This is a genomic window from Arthrobacter sp. PAMC 25486 (assembly GCF_000785535.1).
In the GTDB taxonomy this organism is placed as follows: domain Bacteria; phylum Actinomycetota; class Actinomycetes; order Actinomycetales; family Micrococcaceae; genus Specibacter.
Genome location: NZ_CP007595.1, coordinates 1,727,387 through 1,753,909 on the forward strand (window position 1 = coordinate 1,727,387; position 26,523 = coordinate 1,753,909).

17 protein-coding genes are annotated in these 26,523 nt (G+C 63.4%); 5 read left to right on the forward strand and 12 right to left on the reverse strand.

What is annotated here, in order from left to right; all coding sequences use genetic code 11:
• Genes art_RS22210 through glf form a run of 3 tightly spaced genes read right to left on the reverse strand, consistent with a single transcriptional unit; the run spans position 1 to position 4,082 of the window.
• A complete protein-coding gene (locus art_RS22210) occupies positions 1 to 870 on the reverse strand; it encodes an ABC transporter permease (RefSeq protein ID WP_038463825.1) in 870 nt (289 codons plus the stop codon).
• Positions 871 to 2,895: a glycosyltransferase gene (locus art_RS22215; RefSeq protein ID WP_157875419.1), complete on the reverse strand. Its 2,025-nt coding sequence runs from the start codon at positions 2,893 to 2,895 to the stop codon at positions 871 to 873.
• A 2-nt stretch (positions 2,896 to 2,897) separates the two neighbouring features.
• Positions 2,898 to 4,082, reverse strand: a complete 1,185-nt coding sequence (gene glf, locus art_RS07985) for a UDP-galactopyranose mutase (protein ID WP_038463828.1) — start codon at positions 4,080 to 4,082, stop codon at positions 2,898 to 2,900.
• Between the two features lie 349 nt (positions 4,083 to 4,431).
• Here glf and art_RS07990 point away from each other — a divergent pair, with 349 nt between their 5' ends.
• Entirely contained in the window at positions 4,432 to 8,838 is a 4,407-nt protein-coding gene (locus tag art_RS07990; RefSeq protein WP_038463831.1) for an FtsK/SpoIIIE domain-containing protein, read from the forward strand.
• A 31-nt stretch (positions 8,839 to 8,869) separates the two neighbouring features.
• Here art_RS07990 and art_RS07995 read toward each other — a convergent pair whose 3' ends face one another.
• Entirely contained in the window at positions 8,870 to 9,349 is a 480-nt protein-coding gene (locus art_RS07995) for a hypothetical protein (protein ID WP_052136128.1), read from the reverse strand.
• Positions 9,350 to 9,583: 234 nt separating this feature from the next.
• Here art_RS07995 and art_RS08000 point away from each other — a divergent pair, with 234 nt between their 5' ends.
• On the forward strand, positions 9,584 to 9,832 hold the full coding sequence (locus tag art_RS08000) for a WhiB family transcriptional regulator (protein ID WP_038469266.1): 249 nt from the start codon (positions 9,584 to 9,586) through the stop codon (positions 9,830 to 9,832).
• Positions 9,833 to 9,929: 97 nt separating this feature from the next.
• On the opposite strand, the gene art_RS08005 is transcribed toward art_RS08000, so the two are convergent.
• The 4 genes from art_RS08005 to art_RS08020 form a co-directional block, all read right to left on the reverse strand.
• Complete coding sequence (locus art_RS08005) at positions 9,930 to 11,408, reverse strand: sensor histidine kinase (protein WP_038463834.1); 1,479 nt, start codon at positions 11,406 to 11,408, stop codon at positions 9,930 to 9,932.
• Between the two features lie 97 nt (positions 11,409 to 11,505).
• A complete protein-coding gene (locus art_RS08010) occupies positions 11,506 to 16,380 on the reverse strand; it encodes an NAD-glutamate dehydrogenase (RefSeq protein WP_038463838.1) in 4,875 nt (1,624 codons plus the stop codon).
• Positions 16,381 to 16,448: 68 nt separating this feature from the next.
• A complete protein-coding gene (locus tag art_RS08015) occupies positions 16,449 to 18,023 on the reverse strand; it encodes a hypothetical protein (RefSeq protein WP_038463841.1) in 1,575 nt (524 codons plus the stop codon).
• Complete coding sequence (locus art_RS08020) at positions 18,020 to 18,661, reverse strand: hypothetical protein (RefSeq protein ID WP_038463844.1); 642 nt, start codon at positions 18,659 to 18,661, stop codon at positions 18,020 to 18,022. The genes art_RS08015 and art_RS08020 overlap by 4 nt, the downstream gene beginning before the upstream one ends.
• A gap of 219 nt (positions 18,662 to 18,880) precedes the next feature.
• Here art_RS08020 and art_RS08025 point away from each other — a divergent pair, with 219 nt between their 5' ends.
• Positions 18,881 to 19,102 (forward strand): helix-turn-helix domain-containing protein, encoded by a 222-nt coding sequence (locus art_RS08025; RefSeq protein WP_038463847.1) that lies wholly within the window; start codon positions 18,881 to 18,883, stop codon positions 19,100 to 19,102.
• Here art_RS08025 and art_RS08030 read toward each other — a convergent pair.
• Positions 19,099 to 19,659 carry a hypothetical protein gene (locus tag art_RS08030; RefSeq protein ID WP_052136129.1) on the reverse strand — a complete coding sequence of 187 codons (561 nt, stop codon included), beginning with the start codon at positions 19,657 to 19,659 and terminating at the stop codon, positions 19,099 to 19,101. The genes art_RS08025 and art_RS08030 overlap by 4 nt on opposite strands.
• Positions 19,660 to 19,855: 196 nt before the next feature.
• On the opposite strand from art_RS08030, the gene art_RS08035 reads away from it, so the two are divergent.
• Positions 19,856 to 20,707, forward strand: a complete 852-nt coding sequence (locus art_RS08035; RefSeq protein WP_157875211.1) for a LysM peptidoglycan-binding domain-containing protein — start codon at positions 19,856 to 19,858, stop codon at positions 20,705 to 20,707.
• Between the two features lie 72 nt (positions 20,708 to 20,779).
• Positions 20,780 to 21,403: an Rv3235 family protein gene (locus art_RS20960; RefSeq protein ID WP_052136130.1), complete on the forward strand. Its 624-nt coding sequence runs from the start codon at positions 20,780 to 20,782 to the stop codon at positions 21,401 to 21,403.
• Between the two features lie 126 nt (positions 21,404 to 21,529).
• Here art_RS20960 and secA read toward each other — a convergent pair whose 3' ends face one another.
• The 3 genes from secA to raiA form a co-directional block, all read right to left on the reverse strand.
• The gene (secA, locus tag art_RS08045) at positions 21,530 to 24,319 is read right to left on the reverse strand and encodes a preprotein translocase subunit SecA (RefSeq protein ID WP_038463853.1); all 2,790 of its coding nucleotides are present in this window, start codon (positions 24,317 to 24,319) and stop codon (positions 21,530 to 21,532) included.
• 66 nt (positions 24,320 to 24,385) lie between these two features.
• The gene (locus tag art_RS08050; protein WP_038463856.1) at positions 24,386 to 25,621 is read right to left on the reverse strand and encodes a winged helix-turn-helix domain-containing protein; all 1,236 of its coding nucleotides are present in this window, start codon (positions 25,619 to 25,621) and stop codon (positions 24,386 to 24,388) included.
• A gap of 39 nt (positions 25,622 to 25,660) precedes the next feature.
• Positions 25,661 to 26,356: a ribosome-associated translation inhibitor RaiA gene (raiA, locus tag art_RS08055; protein WP_038463859.1), complete on the reverse strand. Its 696-nt coding sequence runs from the start codon at positions 26,354 to 26,356 to the stop codon at positions 25,661 to 25,663.
• Positions 26,357 to 26,523: the final 167 nt, after the last annotated feature.

The window sequence follows — 26,523 nt, forward strand, 5'->3', positions numbered from 1 at the left end:
TTAGAGCTCCTGGGCAAAGTGGACGGCGAGGCGGCGGAAGACGTACTGGCCAAGGAACAGCACCACCAGCGAGATCAGCAGCGAGACCGGCAGCCACAGGCTGAGCAGGTGCGGCGGCAGCTCCACCATGGCCCTCTGGTCCTCACCGAGCGTTGGGTACCAGAACGCCCAGTGGAAGATCTCCACGGCAACTGTCATGGGGTTCATTTGGTACAGGAAGAACCATTGCCCCAGCGCGTCCCGGGCCATGGTCCACAGGTACAGCACAGGCGAGGCCCACGTGACCACCATGAGGATCATGTCGACAATGTTTTCCGAGTCGCGGAAGTACACGTTGACGGCACCAAAGAGCAGGCCCAGTCCCATCGCCAGGATGCCCACCACGATGAAGGCCGCGATCGCTGCCATGAGTTGGAAGAACGACGGCGTCCAGCCCACCAGCAGCGCGGCCCCCAACAGGATCACCACCTGTGGCAGGAAATGCGCCGCCGAGACCAACACGGTGGCCACGGGGAAGAGTTCCCGCGGCAGGAAAATCTTGCGAATCAGGTCCCTGTTTTCCACGATGGAGCGGGTGGAGTTGCCGAGGGTTTCGGTGAAGAAGTTGACCAGGACGATGCCGGAAAACAGGTAGATGGCGTAGTTGGGGGTTGCTTTTTGCAGGTTCAGGAAGATGCCGAGCGCCACAAAATAAATCATGAACTGCATCAAGGGCTTCACGTAGGACCAGAGCAGGCCCAGCACGGATCCCCTGTAACGGACCTTGATTTCCTTGCGTACCAGCAGCTTCAGCAGGAACCAGTTGGAATAGAGGTCCAGCAAACCGCGCCCGTTGCCGGGTGTGGTCAGCTCATTTTTAGCCGCTGTCATCTACTCGCCATCCACGGAATGTGCGTCAAAGGTCTTCTTCCATGCCTCCATGGACGTGATCTCAGCGACGGAATTCCGATAACGCTCGGCCAGCTCGTTCCACTCCTTGGCAAGGCGCAGGTGCAGGCGTGCGGATTCGGCCAGCATGGAGCGCAGCAGCTTCGGGTCCCTGCGGTACCAGGACATGCCGGTGCCTTCGGCGTTGGTCACCACGACGGAGTCGTAGTGTGCCAGCCTGAACCAACGGCTGTCCCGATGCGCCAGGACGCCCTGGGGGCGCACCGCCGCATCGGCGTCAGGTGTCTTGACGAGCTGACGGGTGACAGTTTTCAGGCCCCAGGAAACCAGGTCCTTCTTCAGCGGCATGCCCACCAAGGCGCCGCCCATGGGGCCACGGCCCAGCATGGGGGCGGGGAAGTCGTCAACATTTTCCTGCAGCTGCGCATCAGCGTACTGGGCACGCAACGCATTGATCTCGGGCAGCTTCGTGGCAAGCACGCTGTGGAGCTGTTCGGGGCCCTTGAAAATGTCCTTGAGCGCTTCCAGCCGGCCGTGCTCGGTGAAGTACTGCATGGAGACCAGGTGTTTGACGTCGGCCTGCACCGATTCGCGCAGCACGCGCCCGCCCTTGGGGTAGGGGCTGTAGATCAAGGTGGTGATGAGGCGGTTGCGCTCGTGGAAGTAGGACTGCCAACCAACCATGTCGTCCTTGTCGAGCCAGGAGACATGCCAGACGGCGGCCCCGGGAAGGGACACCGTGGCATAGCCCGCCGCCCGCGCACGCAAACCATATTCGGCGTCGTCCCATTTAATGAACAAGGGAAGGGACAGGCCAATGTCCTTGATGACGGCGGTGGGGATCATGCACATCCACCAGCCGTTGTAGTCAACATCGACGCGGCGGTGCAGCCACGAGGTCTGGCGCAGGTTGGCGACGCTGAAGTCGTGGCGCATGTCCATGTCGGCGTGCGGGGTGGCAGGGACGATGCGGTGCGGGTCGACGACCTCGCCGAAGGTGTGCAGGACGCTGCGGTTATGCAGGTCAAACATGTGCCCGCCCACGATGGTCGGCTTCTTGCAGTGGTCGGCGAATGCGAGCATGCGCAGGATGCTCTCGGGCTCAACAACGACGTCGTCATCGAGCAGGAGCGCATAGTCGCTGCCGTTTTCCACGGCCTCATACATGCCGCGCGCGAAACCGCCCGAGCCGCCCAGGTTGCCCTGGTCGATGATGCGCAGCTTTCCGTCCAGCGAGGCGCTGACCTCGGCGAAGCCTGCCTCGTCACGAACCTTCTTGGTGCCCTGGTCCACGATCAGGATTTCCTTGACGTTTTCCAGCGCGTCCGGGTTCGCGGCCAGGATCCGGGCGTTGTTCAGGCAGTAGTCCGGCTTGTTCATGGTGGTGATTTCCAGGGTCACCTGGCCGTGAGGCCTTGGGGCTTGGCCCGGGGCGTCCTGGACGGTCCACCGGGCTTCGTCAAGAGTGAGCCCGTCGTGGCCTGCCGCCAGGTCAAACCAGTACCAGCCGCCGTCGCCAAAGGGCATGAGCGACAGGTCAAAGACAGTGGTGGCGGTGCCGTTAACGGCCGCACTGTCCACGTGCTGGATGGAGCCGCGGGCGTTGGACTTGCTGACGGTGACGGTGCCGCCGCCCTGGGTGGTGACTTCCAGGCGGACGGTGCGCACATCAGTCCAGCGCCGCCAATAGCTGGCGGGGAAGGCGTTGAAGTAGGTGCCGAAGGAGACCTGCTCGCCGGCACGGACATTCATGGCGCGGCGGGAGAGAATGTCGTCAAAGTGCACATTCGGGCCGCCGGAGCTGAACAGTTGCAGCTTGTCCTCGGGCAGTTTCGGGGAGCGCGCCAGCTCGTCGTTTTCGCGCAGCCGGATGCCGCTGGGCGAGCCCGCGTCGACGTAGAGCGGCAGGGTGTCGACCTGGGAGTCGGTGGGCAGGATGACCCGCTGGAGCGTGCGCCAAGGCGCGGACTCTTGTGCCGCCGTCGTGCTTTCCAATGATTCAGCCACGCTCACGCGTCAACTCCTCCGCTTTGCAGCTTTGCCCCGCCGGTGAAGTGCGGCTTGATCTTGTTGTCGAACATGTTCAGGGCCGAACCGATGGCCATGTGCATGTCAAGGTACTTGTAGGTGCCCAGGCGGCCGCCGAACAGCACGTCCGATTCGCCGCGGGCAAGGTCGCGGTAGGCGAGCAGCTTGCTGCGGTCATCGCTGGTGTTCACGGGGTAGTACGGCTCGTCGCCCTTCTCGGCGAAACGGCTGAACTCACGCATGATGACCGTGGCGTCCTTGGTATAGGTGCGCTCCGGGTGGAAGTGGCGGAACTCGTGGATGCGCGTGTATTTCTGCGCCTCGTCCGGGTAGTTCATGACGGCACAGCCCTGGAAGTCCTCGATGGGCAGCACTTCTTGCTCCAGGTCGATGGTGCGCCAGGAGAGGTCGCCCTCCGCGTAGTCAAAGTAGCGGTCAACGGGGCCGGTATAGATAACGGGTACTTGGCCGGTGACAGCCTTGCGGCCGTAATCGCCGTCGTCAAAGAAGTCGGTATTCAGCACCACTTCAATGTTCGGGTGGTCCGCCATGCGCTCAATCCACGCGGTGTATCCGTCAACCGGCAGGCCCTCATGGGTGTCGGAGAAGTAGCGGTTGTCATAGTTGTAGCGCACGGGCAGCCGGGAAATGATCGACGCCGGCAGGTCCTTCGGGTCCGTCTGCCACTGCTTGCCCGTGTAGTGCTTGATGAACGCCTCGTACAGCGGGCGGCCGATCAGCTGGATGCCCTTGTCATTCAAGTTGGTGGGGTCCGTGCCCGCCAGCTCGCCGGCCTGCTCCTGGATCAGCGCACGCGCCTCACCCGGGCCCATGGAGGAACGGAAGAACTGGTTGATGGTGCCCAGGTTGATGGGCATCTGGTACACCTCGCCGTTGTGGGAGGTGTACACCTTGTGCTGGTAGTTGGTGAACTGCGTGAAGCGGTTGACGTACTCCCACACACGCTCGTTGGAGGTGTGGAACAGGTGCGCGCCGTAGCGGTGCACCTCAATGCCTGTCTGCGCCTCGTTCTCGCTGTAGGCATTGCCGCCGATGTGGTGGCGGCGGTCAAGGACAGCCACCTTCAATCCCAACTCGGTGGCTGCGCGTTCTGCGATGGTCAGGCCAAAGAAACCCGAACCGACGACGACCAGGTCAGCGTTCACAAACTCTCCCGTAATGCTTGGTGACGATTTCCGGGCACAGCAGAGCCACGGACTATCTTCATAGGTTACCCGACCGTTATCCATTGGCTGTGACCGGGTGGCATTCCTCACAGGGAATTGCGGGGAACTTGCCAGATTCATTCCTCCACAGGAGGGGCTGGCTTTGGCTTCATTCACAATGCACGACGGCGGCCCCCAGCCCCGCGGTTGGCGTGCCTAAGCTGGTGTCTGGGGGCGGCCGGGTGCGTGGTGGTGAGGAGCGCGGTTCAGGGATGCGGCCGGTCGATTGTTGGGTGGGGTGCGGTTCAGGGATGCGGCCGGTCGATTGTTGGGTGGGGAAGGAGTTGCCGTGTTGCTGGAAGTCACAGTGGTGGCCGGACCGCGGGCACCTGACCATGGCGGGACCGGCTGGGCTCAAAGGGCTGGGAACGGTGCCGGAGCTGCCGGACCCCTGCTGCCCACCGAACTTAGTGTCACGTGGCCGGCCGGGGCAACACCGTCGGGACACTCACTGCACCTTGCGTTGACCCAGCGTTGGTCAGGCAATTCCTTTACCGTGGCCGGCGAGCGCCTCGACTCGCTGCTTCCGGGCACGCCGCCGCTCGTGGACGGTGCGGTGGTTGTGGCGTGGCCGGACGGCTCAGTGCCTGCTTCCGCCGGATTACCTGACATTGCTGGCACCGCCAGGCCGGCGGAGGGCCCGGCACTCGTCCTTGCCGTTTGTTCAGGGCCGGGAGCCGGTGCCGTCTTTGCCCTCCAGCGCGGCCGCTACACGCTTGGCCGAGGTCAGTGCCGCCTGCGCATCGCAGACCCTTCCCTGTCCAGGCACCACGGCACCCTGCTGGTTGGTTCCCACGGCATCACCCTGTCCGCGACACCCGGCTCCAGCGGATTCCTGCTGAGGCGCGCAGACACCACGGCAGCGACGGGCAGGGCTGCGAGCGCTGTGCCACGCAGGAGAAGGGCGGTCGGAGCCGTTCCTGGCAATGCCGTTCCTGTCAGCGTTGTTCAGATCGATGCCGTTCCGGTCAAGCGCACGGTGACAGTGGAAGTGGGGCAGCTGCTTGTTTGTGGTGACAGCACCCTGGAGCTGCGCTTTCAGGATCCTGCCGGCACGTCTTCCAATTCCTGCCTTCCCGACGGGGCACATCAGCCCCTGTGGCCCCTTGATCCTGGCGCCCTCAACCCCATTGAGGTGTCCAATGCGGGCGGATCCCCACGCAACCGGGGCGCCATGGTGGTTGCGGGAACCCTGCCCCTTGTCCTGGGCATCGTCTTGGCCGTGACGACCGGCTCATGGATGTTCCTGTCCTTTGCCGCAATAGGGGCGGTGACGGTCCTGATCCCGGTTTTTGGCGGATCTGCCCGGAGGAGGGCGCTGCGGTTCGCCGTGAACGATGCCGTCCGCCAGGATGCTGCCAGACTTTCGTCTGTGTTCCCCGACGCCGCAACTCTTTCGATGGCTGTCCATGCCGGCATGCGGCCAAGGGCACGGCCGCCGGGGTTGGCACTGGCCGTGCGAGTTGGCACGGCTACAGAACCCTCCGCTGTCACCATGACTCCCGTGGATCCGGCCTTTTCGCCGCCACTCGTGCATTTTCGTCCGGTGTGTCTGCGGCTAGGTGCCGTCCCGCAGCGGGTGTGCGGTCCCTCATCGGCGCTCAAGGCACTCCTGAATTACGTCCTGATGCAGCTCGATGCCGGTGCCGTCCCGGTGGTGGTGCTCGGGGCTGGTGATGAGCTGCCGTTGCCGGCCAGGCTGTTGCCGCTGACGACCCTGGCCGCATCGGTTCCGATGGCACTGTCAGCATTGGGGGCACTGTCGGCACAATCGGCGTTGGGGCCACTGTCGGCACAATCGGCGTTGTCGGCGCTGGAGTCCGCCCGGTCACCGTGCTCTGCAGAATCAGCCGGCGCGGCTGCGGTCCTGATAGTTGTCAACGCGCCTCTGGACCCGCAACTGCAGGCAGTTCCCGGGGTGCAGATCCTCCTCTTCTCCGAAACTCCCGATCCTGCCGCCACCGTTGAGCTGCGAACGGTGGGAAGCAGTGTTGCCGGCACCATGGCCGGAACGGCTTTTGTCCCCGATGGCGTGCCGGCCAGCAGCTTTGGCGCGCAGGCCCGGCGTCGTGCATTGAGCAGTGCCGGTGGCCTGGGGCAGGGCGGGTCCGGCAACAACCTCCCTGCTGAGGGGAGGAAGGGCCTTGCCCCCAATTCCGTGCCGCCGGCCGAACTGCGCAGTAGCATCGCCGTGCAACAGCAATGGGAGCGGACTGCCGGGGCGCCGTTGCAGCCGGTTCCGATTGGGCGGTCCGCGGCGGGAGCCGTCATGTTTGATTTCGGGCGCGACGGGCCCCACCTGCTGCTCGGCGGCACCACGGGTTCGGGGAAGTCCGAGTTTCTGCGAGCCCTCGTGGGCAGTGTGGCTGTTGCGCATTCCCCTGCCGACGTGCAATTCATGTTCATTGACTTCAAGGGTGGTGCCGGGCTGGGCGTTCTGGGAAAGCTGCCTCACACCACCTCGCTCATCACCGATCTGGGCGGGCATGGAATGGAACGCACCTTGGCTTCGCTCCGTGCCGAGCTGCACCGGCGTGAAGCCTCCCTGGCCGCAGTGGAGGCGGCCGACAACGATGAATACCGTGCCCTGACGCTCGGTTCCTCCCGCCCTGCCATGGCGCATCTGGTTATTGTCATTGACGAGTTCAGGGTGCTGGTTGATCAATTTCCCGACACCATGGCGGAACTCATGCGGATTGCAGCCGTGGGCAGGTCGTTGGGCATTCATCTGGTCATGGCGACCCAGCGCCCGCAAGGCGCCCTGAACGCTGACATCCGGGCCAACGTGACCAGCTCCATCTGTCTGAGGGTACAGTCGGCGTTTGATTCAGTGGACGTCATCGGCACCGGCGCTGCAGCGTCCATCAGCGTCGCCACCCCCGGCCGCGCCTACCTCAGCAGGGCAGGCGGGCCTCCCCGGGAGTTTCAAAGCGCCACGCTACGGCTGCCTGCCGTGGCGGATGCGCGGCTGCCATCGCTTGAGCTGGCGGTTGAACGGCTGGGCGCAGCTGCGCACCTTACAGCCTTTCCCGACCTCCAGAGCAGCGACGTTGCAGCCGTGGCCGCACTGCTATCCCGGGCGTGGCAAGAACTTGCTCCTCCTGAGATCGTCCGGCGGGGAGACCACTCCGCGGCGACGGCGGGGACATCGACGGCCGGTGGGGCCCCGGCGGTGGTGGCTCCAGTGGTGGTGGCTCCGGAGCTACCGGAAGTTCTCGAGGTGCCGGCGGCGGCCGATCCCGGGGCGACGGGGAGCGGCAGCGATATTGCGGCGGCCGCTGCCGGGCCCTCATATTGGCTGGGACTGGTGGACGTGCCACAGAAGCAGTCGCTGGAACCGTTGCGGAGGCAGCCGGAGACGCAATCCCACCTTGCCTGCTTTGGCACTGAGCAGGAAACCTCCCGTGCCCTTGCCCTGGTGGCGCATCAAGTGTTGGCGAAGTCCGGGCACACCAGGCCGCAAGCCGGTGCGAGACCGGTGCTGTACTTGATGGATGGGGACGGCTCGTTGGCCGCGCGGGCTTTGAGCCCTTGGGTTGGCGCCCATGTGACGCCGGAACAATTGCGGACCGCAAGCCAGCTGATTGAGCGTTTAGGCCACACGGCGCGCAGTTGCACCGGCACCTTGATCTTGTGCATCAGCGATTGGGGCCGCTGGGTGGCGGCGCTGCGCAACAGTCCGTGGCATGGCGCCGAGGATGGTTTGGCCGAGCTGGTCCGCTTCAGTCCCTCCAACATGGTGGTGGCGGTGGGCGGTGGCCGGGAACTGCTCACCGCCACCTTTCTTGCCGCTATTCCCAACCGGATATTCTTGGGCCACGGCAGCAACCCGGAGTCAACCGCACTGTGGCCACGGCTGCCGGCCTTCAAACCGTTGCCTGGGCGGGCTGCCATCGCCGGGCCCATCAATGTCTTTCCCGGCCTCGACGGTGACGCGTCGCTGCATGTCGCCCAACTGGGGGTTCCACCGGAGCCCAGCCCGCAGCTATCCCCGAGCACTGAGGCCGGGAGTTGTGCAGCCCAGACGCTCGCGGTTCGTGAGATTCCGCGGTTGTTGACGCTGGCACAGCTGCTCACAGTTGCCGGCGGGCGTTCCTCACCGGTTGCTGGCAGCGGCTCCTCGGCGGAAGTGCTGCTTGGGCTGGGCGGCGACGGCTGTGACCCGGTGACCACCACTCTTGCCCCGGGCAGTGTACTGCCTGTTATTGGCGGACCAGGCTCGGGAAAATCAAGCTTTATCCGGGTGATGGAAGGGCTGCATCAGCGATGGGGCGGCGCTGGGGCTGGTCGCCCGGACGTTGGCGACAGGGCAGGTGGCGTTGACGGTACGCCAGCTGGAGTTGACGGTGCGGACAACACGGATTCGGACGGCGGTCCAGGCACCATTTACTGGCTCGATGATGCGGCTTCACTGTCGCCGCAGGAGTTGGCCGGGGCCACCCGCAAATTGGCAGCGGGGGCCGCGATAGTGGCGGCGTTCCCCTATCCGGGCCCCGCATTGTCCATGCTGCCCTTGGAATGGGGGCTGCGCACGGCCCAACAGGGGATAGTGCTGATGCCGCAGCGGGTGGGCGACGCCGAACTCTTCGGGGTGCGGCTGGACACCATGGGCGCGGAGCCACCCGGGCGAGCGGTATTGCTGGAGCGGGGCCGGCGGCGTTGGTTTCAATTCCCGCTGGAACCAGACCGGCCATGAGTAGCGCAGGAATGAGAGCCGGCAGAACAGCTTAGAGGACGGAGTTTTCCGCAGCGGTGCGCTGCGAGAAGGCCACAACCTTGGGGGTGAAAAGGAAGTACGCGGCAGCCAGCGGCGGCAGCATCAGAATCAGACCCAGCAGGACGTTGCCCTCAAGCAGGGCCGGAACGGCAATGGCAACCATCAGCAGCTGCCACACAAAAGCCGCAGAACGGGTCCACCGCATGCCTTTGAACGCATTCACGGACACTGCAGCCAGTCCCGCGGCCAGGCCCAGCAGCAGCACGATCAAAAAGACGCCGCTGGCCACAGAGAACATGGGCTGCGTGAACGCTGCATAGATCGAGTACACCCCCAGGACGGCGAGGGCCGATGCCTCAAGGCCCACCACAATGGCCACCACAACAACCCCGATGGGTCGGGTCAGTTCACCGGCCGGGGCGTCAATATCAGCCTTATTAGGGTCAGGTGATGCGGGCACTTCATCAGGGAGAGCGGGATCGTTTTGCACAACAGCACCTTATCGGAGTTTGCCGTGAGCGGGCCGTGGGCTGCCGCGTCACTGTGATGCATCGCTCATGGTTATACGCCAATATTTCCGCCCCAACCTCTTGTTTACGCAGGGTTAACATGACACGCTTAACGCAATGACCTTTCAGGCCCGAAACACGGGCCTTTTCTTATGTGGCCTAACGTGAATTTTTTCACAAGTTGCCTCCCGTTCTAAAAGGAGTGAGTGATCAGCATGGACTGGCGTAGTCGCGCAGCCTGCCTCGACAAGGACCCGGAATTGTTTTTCCCTGTGGGAAACACCGGTCCGGCCCTGCTGCAAATCGAGGAAGCAAAGAGCGTATGCCGTCGCTGTCCCGTGATCGACACCTGCTTGAAGTGGGCCATTGAATCCGGACAGGACGCAGGCGTATGGGGTGGCTTGAGCGAGGACGAGCGCCGGGCCATGAAGCGCCGCGCAGCCCGCGCCCGCCGAGCCAGCTAGCTCCCCTCTTTTCCAGCTGACCCGCAGAAAAAGGCGAAAATACACGGTTTTCACGTGTTTTCGCCGTTTTCTGCGGGTCAGATGTTTTTAAAGAGTCTCAGTGGCGGGAGATCAGGGCCATATGCAGGGTCACCACGGTGCCGCCGCCCTCGCGCGGGGACCATTCGATGGTGCCGCCCAACTCGCTTGTGACAAGGGTGCGCACAATTTGCAGCCCCAGGCCTTCGGCAATGTTCCCCTCCGGCAGCCCCACGCCGTCGTCCGCGATCGACACGGTCAACGCATCGTCGCCGGAATCATTTTTGTAGCGGTGTGCCTTGAGCCAGACCGTCCCCTCACGGTCCTGCAGCCCATGTTCGACGGCGTTTGTCACCAATTCATTGATCACCAGTGCCAGCGGGGTAGCGAAGTCGCTGGGCAGTTCCTCAAACGCGCCCTCGCGTTCGGTGCGCACTCGCTGGGACGGAGAGGCGACCTCGGCGGACAGCCTGAACTGGCGGTCGATCAGTTCATCAAAGTCGACATTTTGTGCCAGGCCCTGAGACAGGGTTTCGTGCACCAAGGCGATCGTGGCCACACGGCGCATGGCCTGTTCCAGACCCTGTTTGCCTTCCTCACTGTGCATGCGCCGCGACTGCATGCGCAGCAGTGCCGCCACGGTCTGTAGGTTGTTTTTGACCCGGTGGTGAATCTCGCGGATGGTGGCATCCTTGGTCACCAGTTCCTGTTCCCGGCGCCGCAGCTCTGACACATCGCGACACAGCACCAGGGCACCAAACCGTTCGGCGCCGTCGCGCAGGGGTATGGCACGCAGTGACAAGCTGACGCCGCGGGACTCAATCTCGGTGCGCCACGGCATACGGCCGGTGACAACCAGCGGCAGTGATTCATCCACCATGCGCCGGTCCTTAAGCAGGCCCGTGGTGACCTCGGCCAGTGAGCGTCCCTCGAGGGACTCCCCGTCACCGAGCCGGCGGAATGCCGACACCCCGTTGGGGCTGGCGTATTGCACAATGCCGTCAACGTCCAGGCGCAGCAGCCCGTCGCCGACGCGGGGAGCACCACGGCGGGATCCGGTGGGCGAGGCGAAGTCGGGCCACAGGCCCAGGGTGCCCATTTTCAGCAGGTCGTAGGCGCATTGGCGGTACGTCAGCTCCAACCGCGAGGGCATTCTCGAGCTGGAGAGGTCCATGTGGGTGGTGATGACCGCCAGGGTGCGCCCGTTGCGCACCATGGGGATCGCCTCAACCCTCATGGCCACATCGGAGTTCCAAATTTTCGTCTCATGCGAGCGTTCAATGTTTTGGCTCGCCCAAGCGGAACGCACCAGCGGGGCCAGCTCCGGCTCGATGGCGTCACCCACAAAATCGGCGTGGAACATGGTGTGGGAGGTGGAGGGCCGGACATGGGCCAGCGCCACATAGCCGCGGTCATCCTCGGCAGGGAACCACAGGACCAGATCGGCGAAGGACAGGTCGGCAATCATCTGCCAGTCCCCCACCAGAAGGTGCAGCCATTCGGCGTCGCCGGGGCCGAGCCCGGAATTTTCCCTGATCATGTCGGCAAAAATTGCCATGCGGGCTCCTTAGAAGAGGTGGCGGCACCCGCCCCACGGCGGGTGCCGCACAAACTGTTGCAACCGTGCAGTTGCAACGGCACAAAAGGCTGCGCGATTAACGCCGCACGATTGAACGCAAGAGCCTCAATGCTACCGACAACGAGGCCATGTCGTCTTGTTCAAGCTCGTTGACCTCGGCAAACATGCGCACCGCACGGGCCAGCTGTTCCTGGTTTTGGCCTTCCCATGACTCGATCCGGTCCATGCTGGGGGCTCCTGCTTCCGTGCTGTCCATGACGTTGCGTGTCATGTCTGCCGTGGTGGCATACAGGTCATCGCGCAGCGCTGCCCGGGCGAGGGCCTGCCACCTGTCGTTGCGTGGCAGGGCGGTGATGCGTTCGAGCAGGGCGTCAACACCGTAGCGGTTGTACAGCGCGTAGTACACGCTGGCAACGTCCTCTTGCGGTTCCTGCAGGGACTCGATGACCTTCGCCACATCAAGGAGTGGGAAGGTTTCAAAGAGCTCCGCCCAGCGCCGACCCAGTGTTGGGGGCATCTGGAAGGAATTTGCGCGGTCGTACCAGGCGGCAACCCGCTGCACGTCCTGGCCCTGGAAGAAGTCGCCCATGCGGGTGCCCAGCGACGCAACCAGCGGCTTGAAACGGTTGACCACCGCTTCGATGCCCTGCTGGCCCATGCCGTCGTTGATGAGCCAGCGGACTGCCCGGTCCAGGAGGCGGCGCATGTCCAGATGCACGGTGCACCATTGCTCCGTGGAGAAGCTGGGCGGCAGTTCCCGCAAGGCTGCGCTCATGGACCCGAAATCAAAGATTTCATGCAGTGCGACGAAGGCCTTGGCAACGACCACTTCGCTGGCGGAGGATTCCTCCATGGCGCGGAAGGCGAACGTGATGCCGCCCAGGTTGACCATGTCGTTGGCCACGACTGTCGCAATGATTTCCCGGCGCAGCGGGTGGGTGTCCAGTTCCGTATCAAAGCGTTCGGCCAGTTCCGTGGGGAAGTATCGGCGCAGCGTTGACTTGAACCAGGGGTCGTCGGCCAGGTCGCTGTTGCTCAGGGACTTGGCCAGTTCCATCTTGGCGTAGGCCAGCAGCACGGCCAGTTCCGGGGAGGTCAGGCCCTGCCCGGCGGCCAGCCGTTCGGCCAGCACTTCGTTGCTGGGCAGCGCTTCAAGCTCGCGGTTCAGGTCCGCGTTCACTTCCAACCAGTCCATGAAACGCTCATAGCTGGGGCTCCACTCAACCACGCGCTGACGGTCGTTCAGCAACAGAATGTTCTGCTCAATGTTGTCTTCCAACACCAGCTGGCCGATTTCATCCGTCATGGACATCAGGAAGTCGGTGCGCTCGGCGGGATCCAGCTTGCCGGCCACCACCATCCTGTCCACGAAGATCTTGATGTTCACCTCATGGTCGGAGCAGTCGACGCCGGCAGAGTTGTCGATGGCATCGGTGTTCAGGATGACCCCATGCAGGGCGGCCTCAACGCGGCCGCGCTGGGTCATGCCCAGGTTCCCGCCCTCACCGATGACCTTCACACGCAGGTCGGCACCGTCAACGCGGATGTTGTCGTTGGCCTTGTCGCCCACCGAGGCGTTGCTTTCGGTGCTGGCCTTGATGTACGTACCGATGCCGCCGTTGTACAGCAGATCGGTGGGTGCCAGCAGCACCGCGCGCAGCAGTTCCGGCGGGCTGAGCTTCACGGTCCCCTCGGGCAGGCCCAAGATGGCGCACACCTCGGGGGTGATCGGGATGGACTTCAGCGAACGTGAATAAACGCCGCCGCCTTCGCTGATGAGGTCCTTGTTGTAGTCGGCCCATGAGGAACGGGGCAGGTCGTACAGGCGCTGGCGCTCGTCAAACGCGACCCCGGGCACCGGGTTAGGGTCAAGGAAAATGTCGCGGTGGTCGAAGGCCGCAACCAGGCGCACGGTGCGGGTGCGCAGCAGGCCGTTGCCAAACACGTCGCCCGACATGTCGCCCACCCCAACAGCCGTGAACTCCTGGGTCTGGGTGTCGAGGTCGAACTCGCTGAAGTGCCGCTTGACCGACTCCCACGCACCGCGGGCGGTGATGCCCATGGCTTTGTGGTCGTAGCCGACGGAACCACCCGAGGCGAACGCGTCGCCCAGCCAGAAACCGTATTCGGCGGAGATGGCGTTGGCGGTGTCGGAGAATGACGCGGTGCCCTTGTCGGCGGCGACCACCAGGTAGCTGTCGTCGCCGTCGTGGCGGACCACGTTCTGCGGCGGAACCACGATTTCGCCCTCCGCCGTGGCCACCAGGTTGTCGGTGACATCCAGCAGGCCCCGGATGAACGTCTTGTAACTTTCGCGGCCCTCCTCCATCCAGGCACCGCGGTCGACGGCAGGGTTGGGGAGCGCCTTGGCGAAGAAGCCGCCCTTGGCACCGGTGGGGACAATGACGGCGTTCTTGACAGTCTGTGCCTTGACCAGGCCAAGCACCTCGGTGCGGAAGTCCTCACGCCGGTCGGACCAGCGCAGCCCGCCACGGGCCACCTTGCCAAAGCGCAGGTGTGTGCCTTCAACGCGTGGGGAGTACACCCAAATTTCATACATGGGCAGCGGCGCGGGCAGCCCGCTGATGGTGGTGGGGTCAAGCTTGAAGCTCAGGTAGTCATGGCCTTGGTAGTAGTTGGTGCGCAGGGTGGCATCGACCAGGTTCGTGAACGTGCGCAGCACCCTGTCGGCATCCAGGGTGGGCACGCTTTCCAGCGCCGCATTCAGCCGCTCATGCACCTGCTGCTGCAGAGCCGAGCGGTCGGCATCGGCAACGGCCGGGTCGAAGCGGGCTTCGAACAGTTCCACGAGTCCGCGCGTCACCGCCACATTGTGCAGCAGCGTGTCCGCGATGAAGCCGAAGGAGTTGGTGTTGCCCATCTGGCGCATGTACTTGGCGTAGGCCCGCAGGATCACAATCTGGCGTGCATGCATGCCTTCGCTGAGCACCAGGTGGTCAAAGTGGTCCGATTCGCTCAGGCCCGTAATGGCTGCGCCAAACGCATCAGTGAGCAGCTCTGCCGTCGCAAGCGGGTCAACGCCTGCAGGGTACCTCAGGCCCAAATCGTAGAGGAAGAAGTCGCGCTTGTCCGCCGTTTCAATTTCAAAGGGTCGCTCGTCCAGCACCTCAAGTCCCAGGTTGTGGAAGAACGGCAGGATCTTGCTGAGGCTTTCCGGATGGGCCATGTAGAGCTTGACGCGGGCGTCCTCCTCCAGCTGATCCCCCACGCCCGTGGGCAGGTAGACGTGCATGCCGGGGGCGCACCGCTCGGCGCCGAGCCCGGCCGCCAGGGTTTCCTTGTACGCGGCGTCAAAGTCCTCAAAACGGCCAATGTCGCCCAGCGCGTCCTCAACTTCAAAGTCGACCCGGTAACCTGCCGGGAACGCCTCGGACCATTTGGCCACGAGCCGTTCGGCCTCGTCCCGGGGTGCTGAATCGCGCAGTACCTGCCCGATTCCTTCCGGCCACGACCGTGCCGCGCGGACCAGCCGCTGCTGCAGCTCGGCCACCTGCAGGTCGGCTGGGACGATGAAGTCCTTGGGCAGGCGAATCCGGAAGAACAGCCTGGCCAGCGCAGATTCGCTCATGCGCGCCTCAAAGTCGATGGAGACGCCGCTGAAGGTGCGGGTCAGCTCTTCCTCAATGCGGTGCCGCACCGCCGTGGTGTAGCGGTCGCGCGGGACATACACGAGGGCGGACATGAAGCGGCCGTAGATGTCCGGACGTAGGAACAACCGTGTGCGACGGCGTTCGGCCAGCCTGAGGATGCCGCTGGCGGTTTCGATGAGGTCCGCAACCTCAATCTGGAACAGTTCGTCGCGGGGGTACGTTTCAAGGACGGCGAACAGGTCCTTGCCGGAGTGTGAGTTGGGCGGGAAACCAAAGTGGCGCAGCACCGCCTCAACCTTTTCACGCACCACCGGGATGTTGCGCACCGATCCGGTGTACACGGCGGAGGAGAACAAGCCGATGAAGCGCTGCTCGCCGTTGACGTTGCCTTGGGAGTCAAAGGACTTGATGCCGATGTAGTCGAGGTAGGCGCCGCGGTGGACGGTGGAGCGGGAGTTGGCCTTGGTGATGACCAAGACACGCTTTTCGCGGGCCTTGCGCCGGCCTGTCGTGGTCAGGTGCTGGACCGTGGGGTGGCTTGAACCGTCACGGAGCAGGCCCAGGCCGCTGCCCTCGCGGTTGACGAGCACGTCCTCGCCGTCGCGCTTGTCAAGGTCGTATTCCCGGTAACCGAGGAACGTGAAGTTGTCAGCTTCCATCCAGTGCAGGAGGTCTTCGGCTTCACGCAGGTCAACGAGCGACTCCCCCGCCAGAACCGTTGCCAGAATCTCGGCACGGCTGAGTGCCTTCTCGCGCATGGCCGGCCAGTCTTCAACGGCAGCACGGACGTTGGCAAGGACCTTGGTCAGGCCGGCAAGCAGCTCTTCCTTCTCGCCGGCGCCGGTTCGTGGAATCTCAATGGCGATCCAGGATTCAAGGAACGAGGTGTTGTCCCCGTCGCCAAGCAGGTGAGAAATGTTGGGCATGGCTGAGGTGTCGCCGCTGGCAATACCGGCATGCGAGGGCACCTTCGTCACGGAGGTCAGGGCATTGCTTGACTTGTCACGGCCAACCACAAAAACGGGGTGTGTCACCAAATGAATGGCAAGATTCTGCTTCACGAGTTCGGCGCTGACCGAGTCGACAAGGAAAGGCATGTCATCGGTGATGATGAACACGACGCTGGCGTCGGGCTCGTCCCGGATTTCCATGCGGGCCTGGCCGGGCGTGCGGTGTTCGGCAAGGGCCTGGTGCGCAAACGCCCGGGACTTGAGCAGCTCGGGATCGTAGATTGCTGCGTCCTCTTCGGACAATTGCACAAAATAGTCAGCCAAGAATGACTGGCCGCCGTACCGGGCTTCGTCCTGCTCAGGCTCGTGGCTGGATGTGTGCGATGACATGAATTAACGCCTCCGTGAAAGAGATGAGACCGCTTCCTTGCGATCCCACACTGAGCCTAGCCCTGAAATTACAGCTGCGCTGTGGCGCTTGATACAGCAATTTTCAGCTTCTGTTGGTCAGCTGCACAACTGATGCCGCTGATGGCCCGGCGCAGTGGCGCATCCGGGGCCAGCTCCAACAGCAGCCTGCCTTCCAGGAGCGCCTTGTCCGTCAGCTCCGGCTCCCACGGCAGAAAATGGCTGATGGCCCGCAGCGGACCAAACCGTTCCCAGGCCTGGGCCAGCGACTTCTCCGGCGCCGCACCCACCGCCTTGCGCCGCACCTTGTTCACCACCACAGCCACCTCTGCGGCCGGGAACAGCTGCGCCAGTTCATCGAGCCCTCGGATGAGGCGCGGAATGCCAATGGGATCCCCGCTGCCCACGGCAAACACCAGGTCCGCCTGCGCCAGCACTTGCAACGTGGCCGCATTGCGCCGCGGCGCCACCGTGTCATAGCTGAGCTCCTCATCATTCTCCAGCGCAAAACCACAGTCAACAATCACCAACTCCGCCACGTCCTGGGCTGCTTTCAGGACGCGTTCGACGGCGGCCGCGCGCAATTCCGGCCAGCGGTCGGCCCGTGTGAGTCCGGTCAGCAACGAAAACGTGCCGCCCTTAAAAACCAACTGTGTGGCCGTCTTTGCCAGCCGTGCGGGCGTGAGCCCGCCCTGGTCCGCAAACCTGCAGGCCTGGGCGAAAGAGGCCGCTTCGTCCAAGAGCCCCAGCGACGCGGCGATGCTCGCCCCATAACTGTCCGCATCGATCAGCATGACCTTGCACCCCGCAGCTGCCTGTTCGCCCGCCAGGTTCATGGCCAGCGTGGTTCGCCCGGGAGAACCAATGGGACCCCACACGGCCACAAGCGTGCCGGGCTGGTGACCCGTGCCGGCCGTCTTCTGCTTCGGACTGCTGCCAACGCGACCTTCGGTGGCCCCACCCGCAGCCCCGGCAGACGTCCCGCCTGATGTTCCAGCAGACGTCCCGCCCGGCGCTTGAAGCGACGCACCGCCGAGCGGCGCGGGCTTTTCAGCACCATCTTCCTCGGGCGGGGGCTGTCCTGCCGTGGCGCGTTTGGCGCCCACCCGGTCTTTCCAATGCAACCGCGTTTTCCAGCCGGCGGCGTCACCCTCCGCAACCCCAGCGGGAGCGCCGCTGGCAGATGAAGTGGCCGTCCCAGCGTCGTGCTTCTGGAGGGGAACGTTTCGGTGCTCCTGCGGCGCGGGGACGGCAAAGCCCGCGGAACCTGCGTGCCTGCGGCCTTCGACGGCGGCCCGAAGCACATCCGCCAGCACCTCGGGAGTGGCCTGGGCGTTGACGGGGTGGGCGCCAATGCCCTTGAGTCGGCTGAATTCCTGGGCAGATTCGGCAACCGCCACGACACTGACGCCCACGGCGGCCAGCCTGTCGATGAGGGTCGCGGTGAGGTCCGGCGCAAATTCAGCAACGACGGCGACCTGGGCCAGGCCGCTTTGGCACGCAGCCAGCAGTTGATCCAGAGCCGGGCACTGGCGCACAATCTGCACGGCGTCCTCCTGCTTGGCAAGCGCCGCGATGACAAAGGATGCGGTGTCACCAACGGACACCACCGTGACAGGACTCATCGGGAGGCTCCGGGGTTCCACACCACTGAGACCTTGGCCTTGTTGGCGACGGCGCCGAGGAACTGGGGCATCTGCGCGTCGGTGACAAGGACCATCAATTGCATGTTCCGCCCCGAACCCAGCGACGAGGAGGCAACGTTGAGCGCCGCCACCTCGGCCCCGGGGAGCATCAAGACGGGGGCCTGAAAACCGTTGCGTTCATCAGGCAGCGACACCCACACGTCCACGTGGGAGCCAACGACCACTTCCTTGGGCAGCGGCTCCTCGACCTGCACCGAGGCAGGTTTTCGGTCAAGGGCGTCTGTGTGCCCGATGCTGGAACGCGGGACAAGTTCATCTTTGGGAACCATGCGCACGGCCACCGCGTTCCCCTCGAAGCCGCTGCCGGGGTCAAGGTACTTCCCATCGACCTCGCCCAGCTGGACCTGCACAATCTTGAAGGAGTCGGCGGTGATCTTTTGCCCCACCACCAGGACATCCTTGGCCGCATACACGGGCACGGTCCTGCCGGCGTTCCCCACCAGTGCCACCACCCCTGCCACCGAGGCCAGGACCATGAGGATGCCGATCAGCAGCCGAGGATCCTTCCACGACGGCTTGGCCAACCGCGGGGCCGGCCCCTGCACCTCCATCGCCATGGTTCCTCCCCTAGGGGGCCTTGCCACCGTAGCTGGCATCCCGGCGCAGCCTCGTTCGGTTGCGTGTGTGGCAGCGGTACTGCCGTCTATCATTTGTACCGCCGATCCGCCGCGGTTGTAACCCCTCACCGCGAATTGGGCCGAATCTGTGGACAACTCAGGCTGTGGATATCGCCACCCAAGCCGCTCAAATGAGGTCAAAGGGTGGATAATGGAAGCATGCCTCGATTCCTGACATTGGCCGACGTTGCCGAGCAGCTGCAAATTTCTGCGGCTGCCTGCTACGCCTTGGTCCACAGCGGCGAATTGCCCGCCTTCCAGATTGGCGGCCGCGGACAGTGGCGCGTGGACGCAGCAAAATTTGAGCAGTTCATTGACGACCGCCATGCCGCAGCACGTGCCATGCTGGCCGATCATCCAACGCCGGCCGCCAAGCCTTAGAACTCGTTGTCCGGCGATGAAGCGATCGCAACGAGCGCCGCGATCGGCACCACAGCGCTGCCCTGGCGGTTTTCGCCGTCCCGGCCCACGCCGTCGGCCAATTGCATGATCTGCACAAAATCCGCACCCACCTGGTCCAGCACGCCGCGCATGGCCGCGTTGCGGGAGCTGTCCAGCTCCAGGACCACCATCGCCCGGTTCCTAGCCAGGATGCGCAGGGCCGCGGCCAGCGTGAACGGGATGTGCGACGCCGTCTTGGCCCGCCGGGCGCCCAGGCCCTGCACGCGCTGCATCTTCGCCAGTGGCAGGATGACCGAGCGCGCACCCTCATGCAGCAGCACCCACTGCGGCTCAACCTTGTGCAGGATGCCATGAAATGCCGTGCCGGTGCACATCACGATGGCCACCTTGCCGTCCAAGGAACCCCGCAGGGCCTCTGACAGCGTCAATTGTGCGGTCTCAATCCGCGCCAATTCGTTGACGCGCTGCTCCAGGTCTTGTTGCGTGGCTGCGTGTAATTGCGCTTCCAAGTCGGCAAAAAGCAGTTCCCATCGCATGGCGTCACGCTAGGCGCAGAGCGCACGGCCGTCAACACCTTTCGTTCGCGCCGCCCTCGAACATGGTGTGCGCCGGAGCCGACTTATCCACAATCTTCGCGCAGCCTCTGGACATACCGAACCAGAAGGGTTCAAAATGGGATGAAGACAGTCAATCAATGTCAAATAATGTCAAACAAGCTCAAAGGAGAGTTTGATGAGACGGCAAATGTGGGCGGACCTGGCCATGAGCGTGGCCATTCTTGTGCTTGGCGCCTCGCTGGTCTTCAGCGGCTATTCGCTCCTTCACCTGCGGTGGAGCAGCTCCGGCGCGGCAGCACCACTGGATCTGCCCGAATTGCTCGCAGTAGCAGCTGTCGGGAGCGGCATCGCATTGTTGGCGTGGTGGCTGCTGGCCTGGTTCTGTGCGTTCCTGTCCGCCGTTGCCCAGCAGCTGGGAGCCGTCAAACTTGCCAGCGCCAGTGGGGCCTGCGCCCCGGCTTTCATGCGCAGGGTGGTCATCACGGTGCTCGGCCTGAACCTGCTCGCCGCCCCACTGGCCAACGCCGCCGAAACCCCCGCCGTTGATCCGTTGTGGCACGCCGACACCGTAGCCACCGCGCCAGCCAGCCCCGAGGTTGGGGCGTCGGCGGGTGATGGAGTTGGGGCACCGGCGGGTGGCGGCAGCGGCGACGTCCTTCCGTCGGTCGACACTGATGCTGTGGCTCCCCAATGGGTTCCCACAACTGCCGAAACCGCACCCGACTTCCTCATTAGCCCCGGCCGCCGTGGTGCGCAAAGTGTCGGTGAGATTGAGCGCGGGAGGGAGGATTCGGCGTCGAACATCCCATTCCAACCACAGCCAGTCATCAGCAGCGAGCTCGATGTGGTGGTGAAAAACGGTGACAGTTTATGGAGCATCGTCGCCGCTGCGCTGGGTCCCTACGCCAGCGACGTTGACGTTGCCATGAACTGGCCAAGTTGGTACAGGACCAACCGAGACACCATAGGCGCCGATCCCAACGTGATTCTGCCGGGTCAGATCCTGCACGCACCGGCGGGCCCCTAGCCAGTTTCTATCAGCACCACGCAGTTTCAATGCAAGCCATCAGCATTATCCATCAGCATGAGGGAGAACGTCATGAGCACCGCAGCCACCTCCGAAGGGGGCCTGTCCACATTGTTGGTGATCAAGCCTGTCACCCCACCGGATATCGAATCTGCTCCTGAGGGAAATCTGGTGAGACTGCCCCAAGCCGCTGAGCGCGTGCAGCGCCTGCAGGGCGGCACCAGCCCAGCCCGCCAAGGGAAGGCAGGCAGCGGGCGGAGGACCACGGGGACGGTGCGGCGGACGGCCGGCAAGGTTGCCGCCCTTGATCCTGGGGCAGTCGACCAGGAAATTGTGGAGCTCATGTCCTCCAGGGTTGCACAAGCCGTCCTGGAAGTGATCACCGGAGCCCGGTCGATCCAACAATTGGTGAGGTGGCTGGACACCAGGTGCCTGAGTGCCCTGACCACCCGCGCCCGGCTCCACGCTGAGGCCTACAAAGCCGCTTCACGACGCCAAAGCCACGACGGCGATGCCGAGAATGTGAGCACCCTGCACCACCAGCCCATGGTGCATTCGGTCCACTGCAGCAATGTTGCGCCGGGCATTTATGAAACCTCGGTGGTCATGGCCGATGCCACCCGTTTTCGCGCCGTGGCCATGCGCTTCGAGGTGAACCGGGGACTCTGGAAGGTCACCGCCCTGAACATCGGCTAGGGCTGGTGGTTGGCTTATCCACTGCCAGACGACAATGCCGCCGTTTGGTGCCTGTGCCGGAGTTAGACTCCGGACCAGGCACCAAACGGCGGCATCGTTAAGCCGCTCGGTACACGTTTGTGTGGACTAGCGCTTTTTCTTCTTCTTGGCACCCTTGTTTGCCGGGCGCTTGGCCGATGGCGGCATGCCGTCGGTGCTGCGGCGCTCAACATGCGTCTCCGCGTCACCCTGGGCGTCGGGCGCGGTGAACTGAAGCTGGGCCGGCTTGGCTGGGGCCTCCAGGCCGGGGGCCGAGATCCGTGGGGCCGCGTGCACATGCTCTGATCCGGCTGGGGCTCCGGCTCCTGCTCCTGCTACGCGGTCCATCAGGGCCGAGGGCTGTTCGGCCACGACACCCACGGTGGCTGCAGGTGCGTTCTCAACTTCAACTTCAAGGTTGAACAGGAATCCAACGCTTTCCTCGCGGATGCCGGCCATCATGGACTGGAACATTTCATAGCCTTCACGCTGGTATTCCACCAGGGGATCACGCTGTGCCATGGCCCGCAGGCCGATGCCTTCCTTCAGGTAATCCATCTCGTAGAGGTGTTCCTGCCATTTGCGGCCCACCACGGAGAGCACCACGCGGCGTTCCAGCTCGCGCATGGTCTCAGAACCAAGTGCGGCTTCACGTTCCTGGTAGGCGACGCGGGCGTCTGAGAGCAGCTCGGTCTTGAGATGTTCGGCGGTGATCCGGCCTTCGCCGCCCACCTCTTCGGCGATTTCATCCACTGTCACGGTCACCGGGTAGATGGTGCGCAGGTTGCCCCACAGGGTGGTGAAATCGTATTCGCCTGCGTGTCCGGAGCTCAGCGAGGCGTCAATGATCTCGTTGACGGTGTCTTCCAGGAAGTGCTGGACCTTTTCGTGCAGGTCTCCACCTTCGAGGATGCGGCGACGGTCACTGTAGATGGCTTCGCGCTGGCGGTTCAGGACGTCGTCGTACTTGAGGACGTTCTTGCGCTGCTCGGCGTTGCGGCCCTCTACCTGGCCCTGTGCCGACGCGATGGCCTTGGATACGAGCTTGGATTCCAGGGCCACATCGTCCGGCATGGAGGAGCGTGACATGAGGCGCTCGGCAGCACCCGAGTTGAACAGGCGCATCAGGTCGTCGGTCAGTGAGAGGTAGAACCGGGACTCGCCGGGGTCGCCCTGACGTCCGGAACGGCCGCGGAGCTGGTTGTCGATGCGGCGGGATTCGTGCCGCTCGGTGCCCAGGACATAGAGCCCACCGGCCTGCAGCACGGCCTCGTGCTCGTCCTTGACGGCCAGTTTGGCTTCCGCGAATGCCTCGTCCCAGGCGGCCTCGTATTCTTCCGCGTTCTCCTCCGGGTCCAGTCCGCGGGCGGCGAGCTCGGCAACGGCGTTGAACTCGGCGTTGCCGCCGAGCATGATGTCCGTGCCTCGGCCGGCCATGTTCGTGGCAACCGTGACGGAGCCGCGACGGCCCGCCTGTGCCACGATGGCGGCTTCACGTGCGTGATTCTTGGCGTTCAAAACCTCATGCTTAACGCCGGCTTCGGACAGCTTCTTGGAGAGGTACTCGCTCTTCTCAACACTGGTTGTGCCCACCAGGACCGGCTGCCCGGTTTCGTGACGTTCGGCGATGTCCGCCACAACGGCATCGAACTTCACGACCTCGTTCTTGTAGACAAGGTCCGATTGGTCCGCGCGCTGCATGGGCTTGTTCGTCGGGATCGGGACAACACCGAGGGAGTAGGTGCCCATGAATTCGGACGCCTCAGTCTCGGCCGTGCCCGTCATGCCGGAAAGCTTGCCGTACAGGCGGAAGTAGTTCTGCAAGGTCACGGTGGCCAAGGTCTGGTTCTCAGCCTTGATCTCCACACCTTCCTTCGCTTCGATGGCCTGGTGCATGCCCTCGTTGTAGCGGCGCCCGGCCAGGATGCGGCCGGTGTGCTCGTCAACGATCAAGACTTCGCCGTCCATGATGACGTAGTCCTTGTCGCGCTTGAACAGTTCCTTGGCCTTGATGGCGTTGTTCAGGAAGCCGATCAGCGGGGTGTTGGCGGACTCGTAAAGGTTGGTGATGCCGAGGTAGTCCTCAACCTTTTCAATGCCGTCCTCGAGCACGCCCACGGTGCGCTTCTTCTCGTCGACTTCGTAATCCTCGTCAATGTTCAGGCGCAGCACAACCTTGGCAAATTCGCCGTACCAGCGGTTGGCGTCTCCGGAGGCCGGGCCGGAAATGATCAGCGGTGTACGGGCTTCGTCGATGAGGATCGAGTCAACTTCATCGACAATGGCAAAGTTGTGCCCGCGCTGGACCAGTTCGTCCTTGCTCCAGGCCATGTTGTCACGCAGGTAATCGAACCCAAACTCGTTGTTGGTGCCGTAGGTGATGTCGGCAGCGTACTGGGCGCGGCGGTGTGCCGGGTCCTGGTTGGACACAATGCAGCCGGTGCTCTGGCCAAGGAACCGGAACACGCGCCCCATCAGGTCCGACTGGTACTGGGCCAGATAGTCGTTGACCGTGACCACGTGGACACCCTTGCCGCTGAGTGCGTTCAGGTAGGCGGGGGCCGTGGCCACCAGGGTCTTTCCTTCACCGGTTTTCATTTCGGCAATGTTGCCCAGGTGCAGGGCCGCGCCGCCCATGAGCTGCACACGGAAATGGCGCAGGCCCAGGGTACGCGATGATGCTTCACGCACGGCGGCAAAGGCTTCGGGGAGCAGATCATCCAGCGACTCGCCGTCTTCATGGCGGCCCTTGAGCTTGTCTGTTTCCTCGCGCAGCTCGGCGTCGGTGAACGTCTGGAATGAATCTTCCAGCGAATCAATGGCGTCGGCAAGGACGTTGAGTCGTTTAAGCGTCTTGCGATCGCCTGTGCGAAGGACCCGCTCAAGAAGTGATGGCACGAAATTGCTCCCAATCTATTGCTGCCTAAAAGTGGCGTGTTCAGTCTACGTGAGAAGCTGCACAGATCACTGCCAGTTTTTTGCTTCGCCCGCCAGTTTCGCGGACAGGTCGCCATGTTCAAGTACGACGACGTCACCAAGTCCCAGCCAACGGGCCATCAATCCCAGCTCGCTGGCCAGGTGATGGGCGGTCTCCGGTGGCGCATCGGCTTCGGCAAAGGCACCGCGGACCAACAAGATGCCGTTGCGCCTGTCCGCTTTGAGATCCACGCGGGCTACGATGTTCTCGCCCAGCAGAAACGGCAGCACGTAATATCCGAACTTTCGCTTCTCTTCCGGCGTGTAGATCTCCAACCGGTAATGAAAATTGAACAGTGCTTGAAGCCTGCGGCGTTCAAACACGAGGGAGTCGAAGGGACTCAGCAGCGCCCGCGCCGCAGATTTTCTCGGCAGGCTGGCTGATGCGTGGAGATAGGTGGGCTCCGGCCAGCCGGTCACACAGACCGGTTGCAGTTCCCCCGTGTCCACGAGCTGTGCGACCGCCGTGGCAGTTTCCTTCAGCGGCAGCCTGAAGTAGTCCCCGAAGCAGCGCGCAGTACCAACACCGTGGGCCTTTGCCGCAGCGGCGACCAGCCTGACCAGCGCTTCCTGCCGGCCGTCGTCGTCCATCTTTTGACCGGGCTCCCACAACAGGCGTTCCTGCACCGGCAGGACCTTGTCGATCAGGGCGTATCTGCGCTCAAATTGGTCATTGCGTGAGGCAGCCCCCACGATACCCCGCTCAAACAGGCCTTCCACCGTGCGCTTGACGGCGCTCCAGTTCCATCCCCATTCGTCTTTGACGACGGTTTCCTGGTGGCCAATTCTGGCTTTGATCTCCCGGGCGGTGAGCGGTTTGCTGTGGGCCAGGACAGCTACGATGTCTCGTTCCAGCGCGTCCCGCAGCCCTGTCTCCATTGATGCGGAGCCCACCCAGCGGCGGTTCTGCCATTGCCTCAGGTCATGGAAGTGCGAGGGCCGGATCAGGCTTGCCTCGTGGGCCCAATATTCCATCATTTTCCGGGGTGCGCTGCCGGCCAAGGCATTGACTATTGAGGTGTCGTAGTTGCCGAGCCTGGAAAAGAACGGCAGGTAGTGGCTTCGTGAAAGTACGTTGACCGAGTCGATCTGGACCAGCTGGATTTGGGCAAAAATCCGGCCCACCTCCCGTGCTGTGACGGGTTGGACGGGCCGGATTCCTGCAAGTCCTTGAGCTTTGAGTGCAATGCGCCGTGCCTGCGGGAGGCTCAGCGTTGCACCCATGCATTTACTCCTTGACTTTTACTTTGTTGCGGACGGTGCCTACACGCGGGCCGGCTCATCCGGTGAACGGTAGGCGGAGATTTCCTCGGCAGAGTCCGGGTTGTCATCGAGGGAGATGACTCCGTACGTCCAGCCCTTGCGGCGGTACACCACTGAAGGGACCCCTGTGGAGGAATCGATGAAGAGGTAGAAGTCGTGGCCCACCATTTCCATGTTGTCCACGGCGTCATCCAGGGTCAGCGCCGTTGCAGGGAAAACCTTGCGACGGATGAGCACTGGTGAATCTCCGGCCGGGATGTCGTTTTCAATCTCGTACGGCAGCTTCGCTTCAGCCGCTTCGGGAGCGGTCTGGGCGTAGATCGGCTCAGAACTGCTCACGGGCGGCAGGGAACCTGTGGCTTCGTTGACGGCCACGGGGGCGTGCCTGCCATGGTGGACTTTCTTCTTGTCCTTGGCCCTGCGGAGCCGCTCCAACAGCTTTCCGTAAGCCAGATCAAAAGCAGCAAACTTGTCCGATGCGGCAGCTTCCGCACGGATCACCGGACCCCGGCCCAGAACCGTCAGCTCGACGGTGAGTGGGGTTTCTGCTGTGCGGGCTTTGGTCTCCTTGGAAACCTTCACATCGACACGCTGGACCTTGTTGGCCAATTGCTCGATTTTTGTGAGTTTCTCGCCAGCATATTCGCGGAATCGGTCCGAAACGCTCAAGTTGCGACCGGTGATCATGAACTCCATGGTGCCCTCCAAATATCTTCGGTGACACGGCGGCCAAACACGCAAATGGCGTTGCAATCCTGACCGCCGACGGGCGGTTTCCCCTTTGCTAGAGGTACCCGTTTACTCACGTTAGTTCACCGCATGCTTTTATTCATCTTTTGCAGAAAACTATTTTTGGCGAGTCC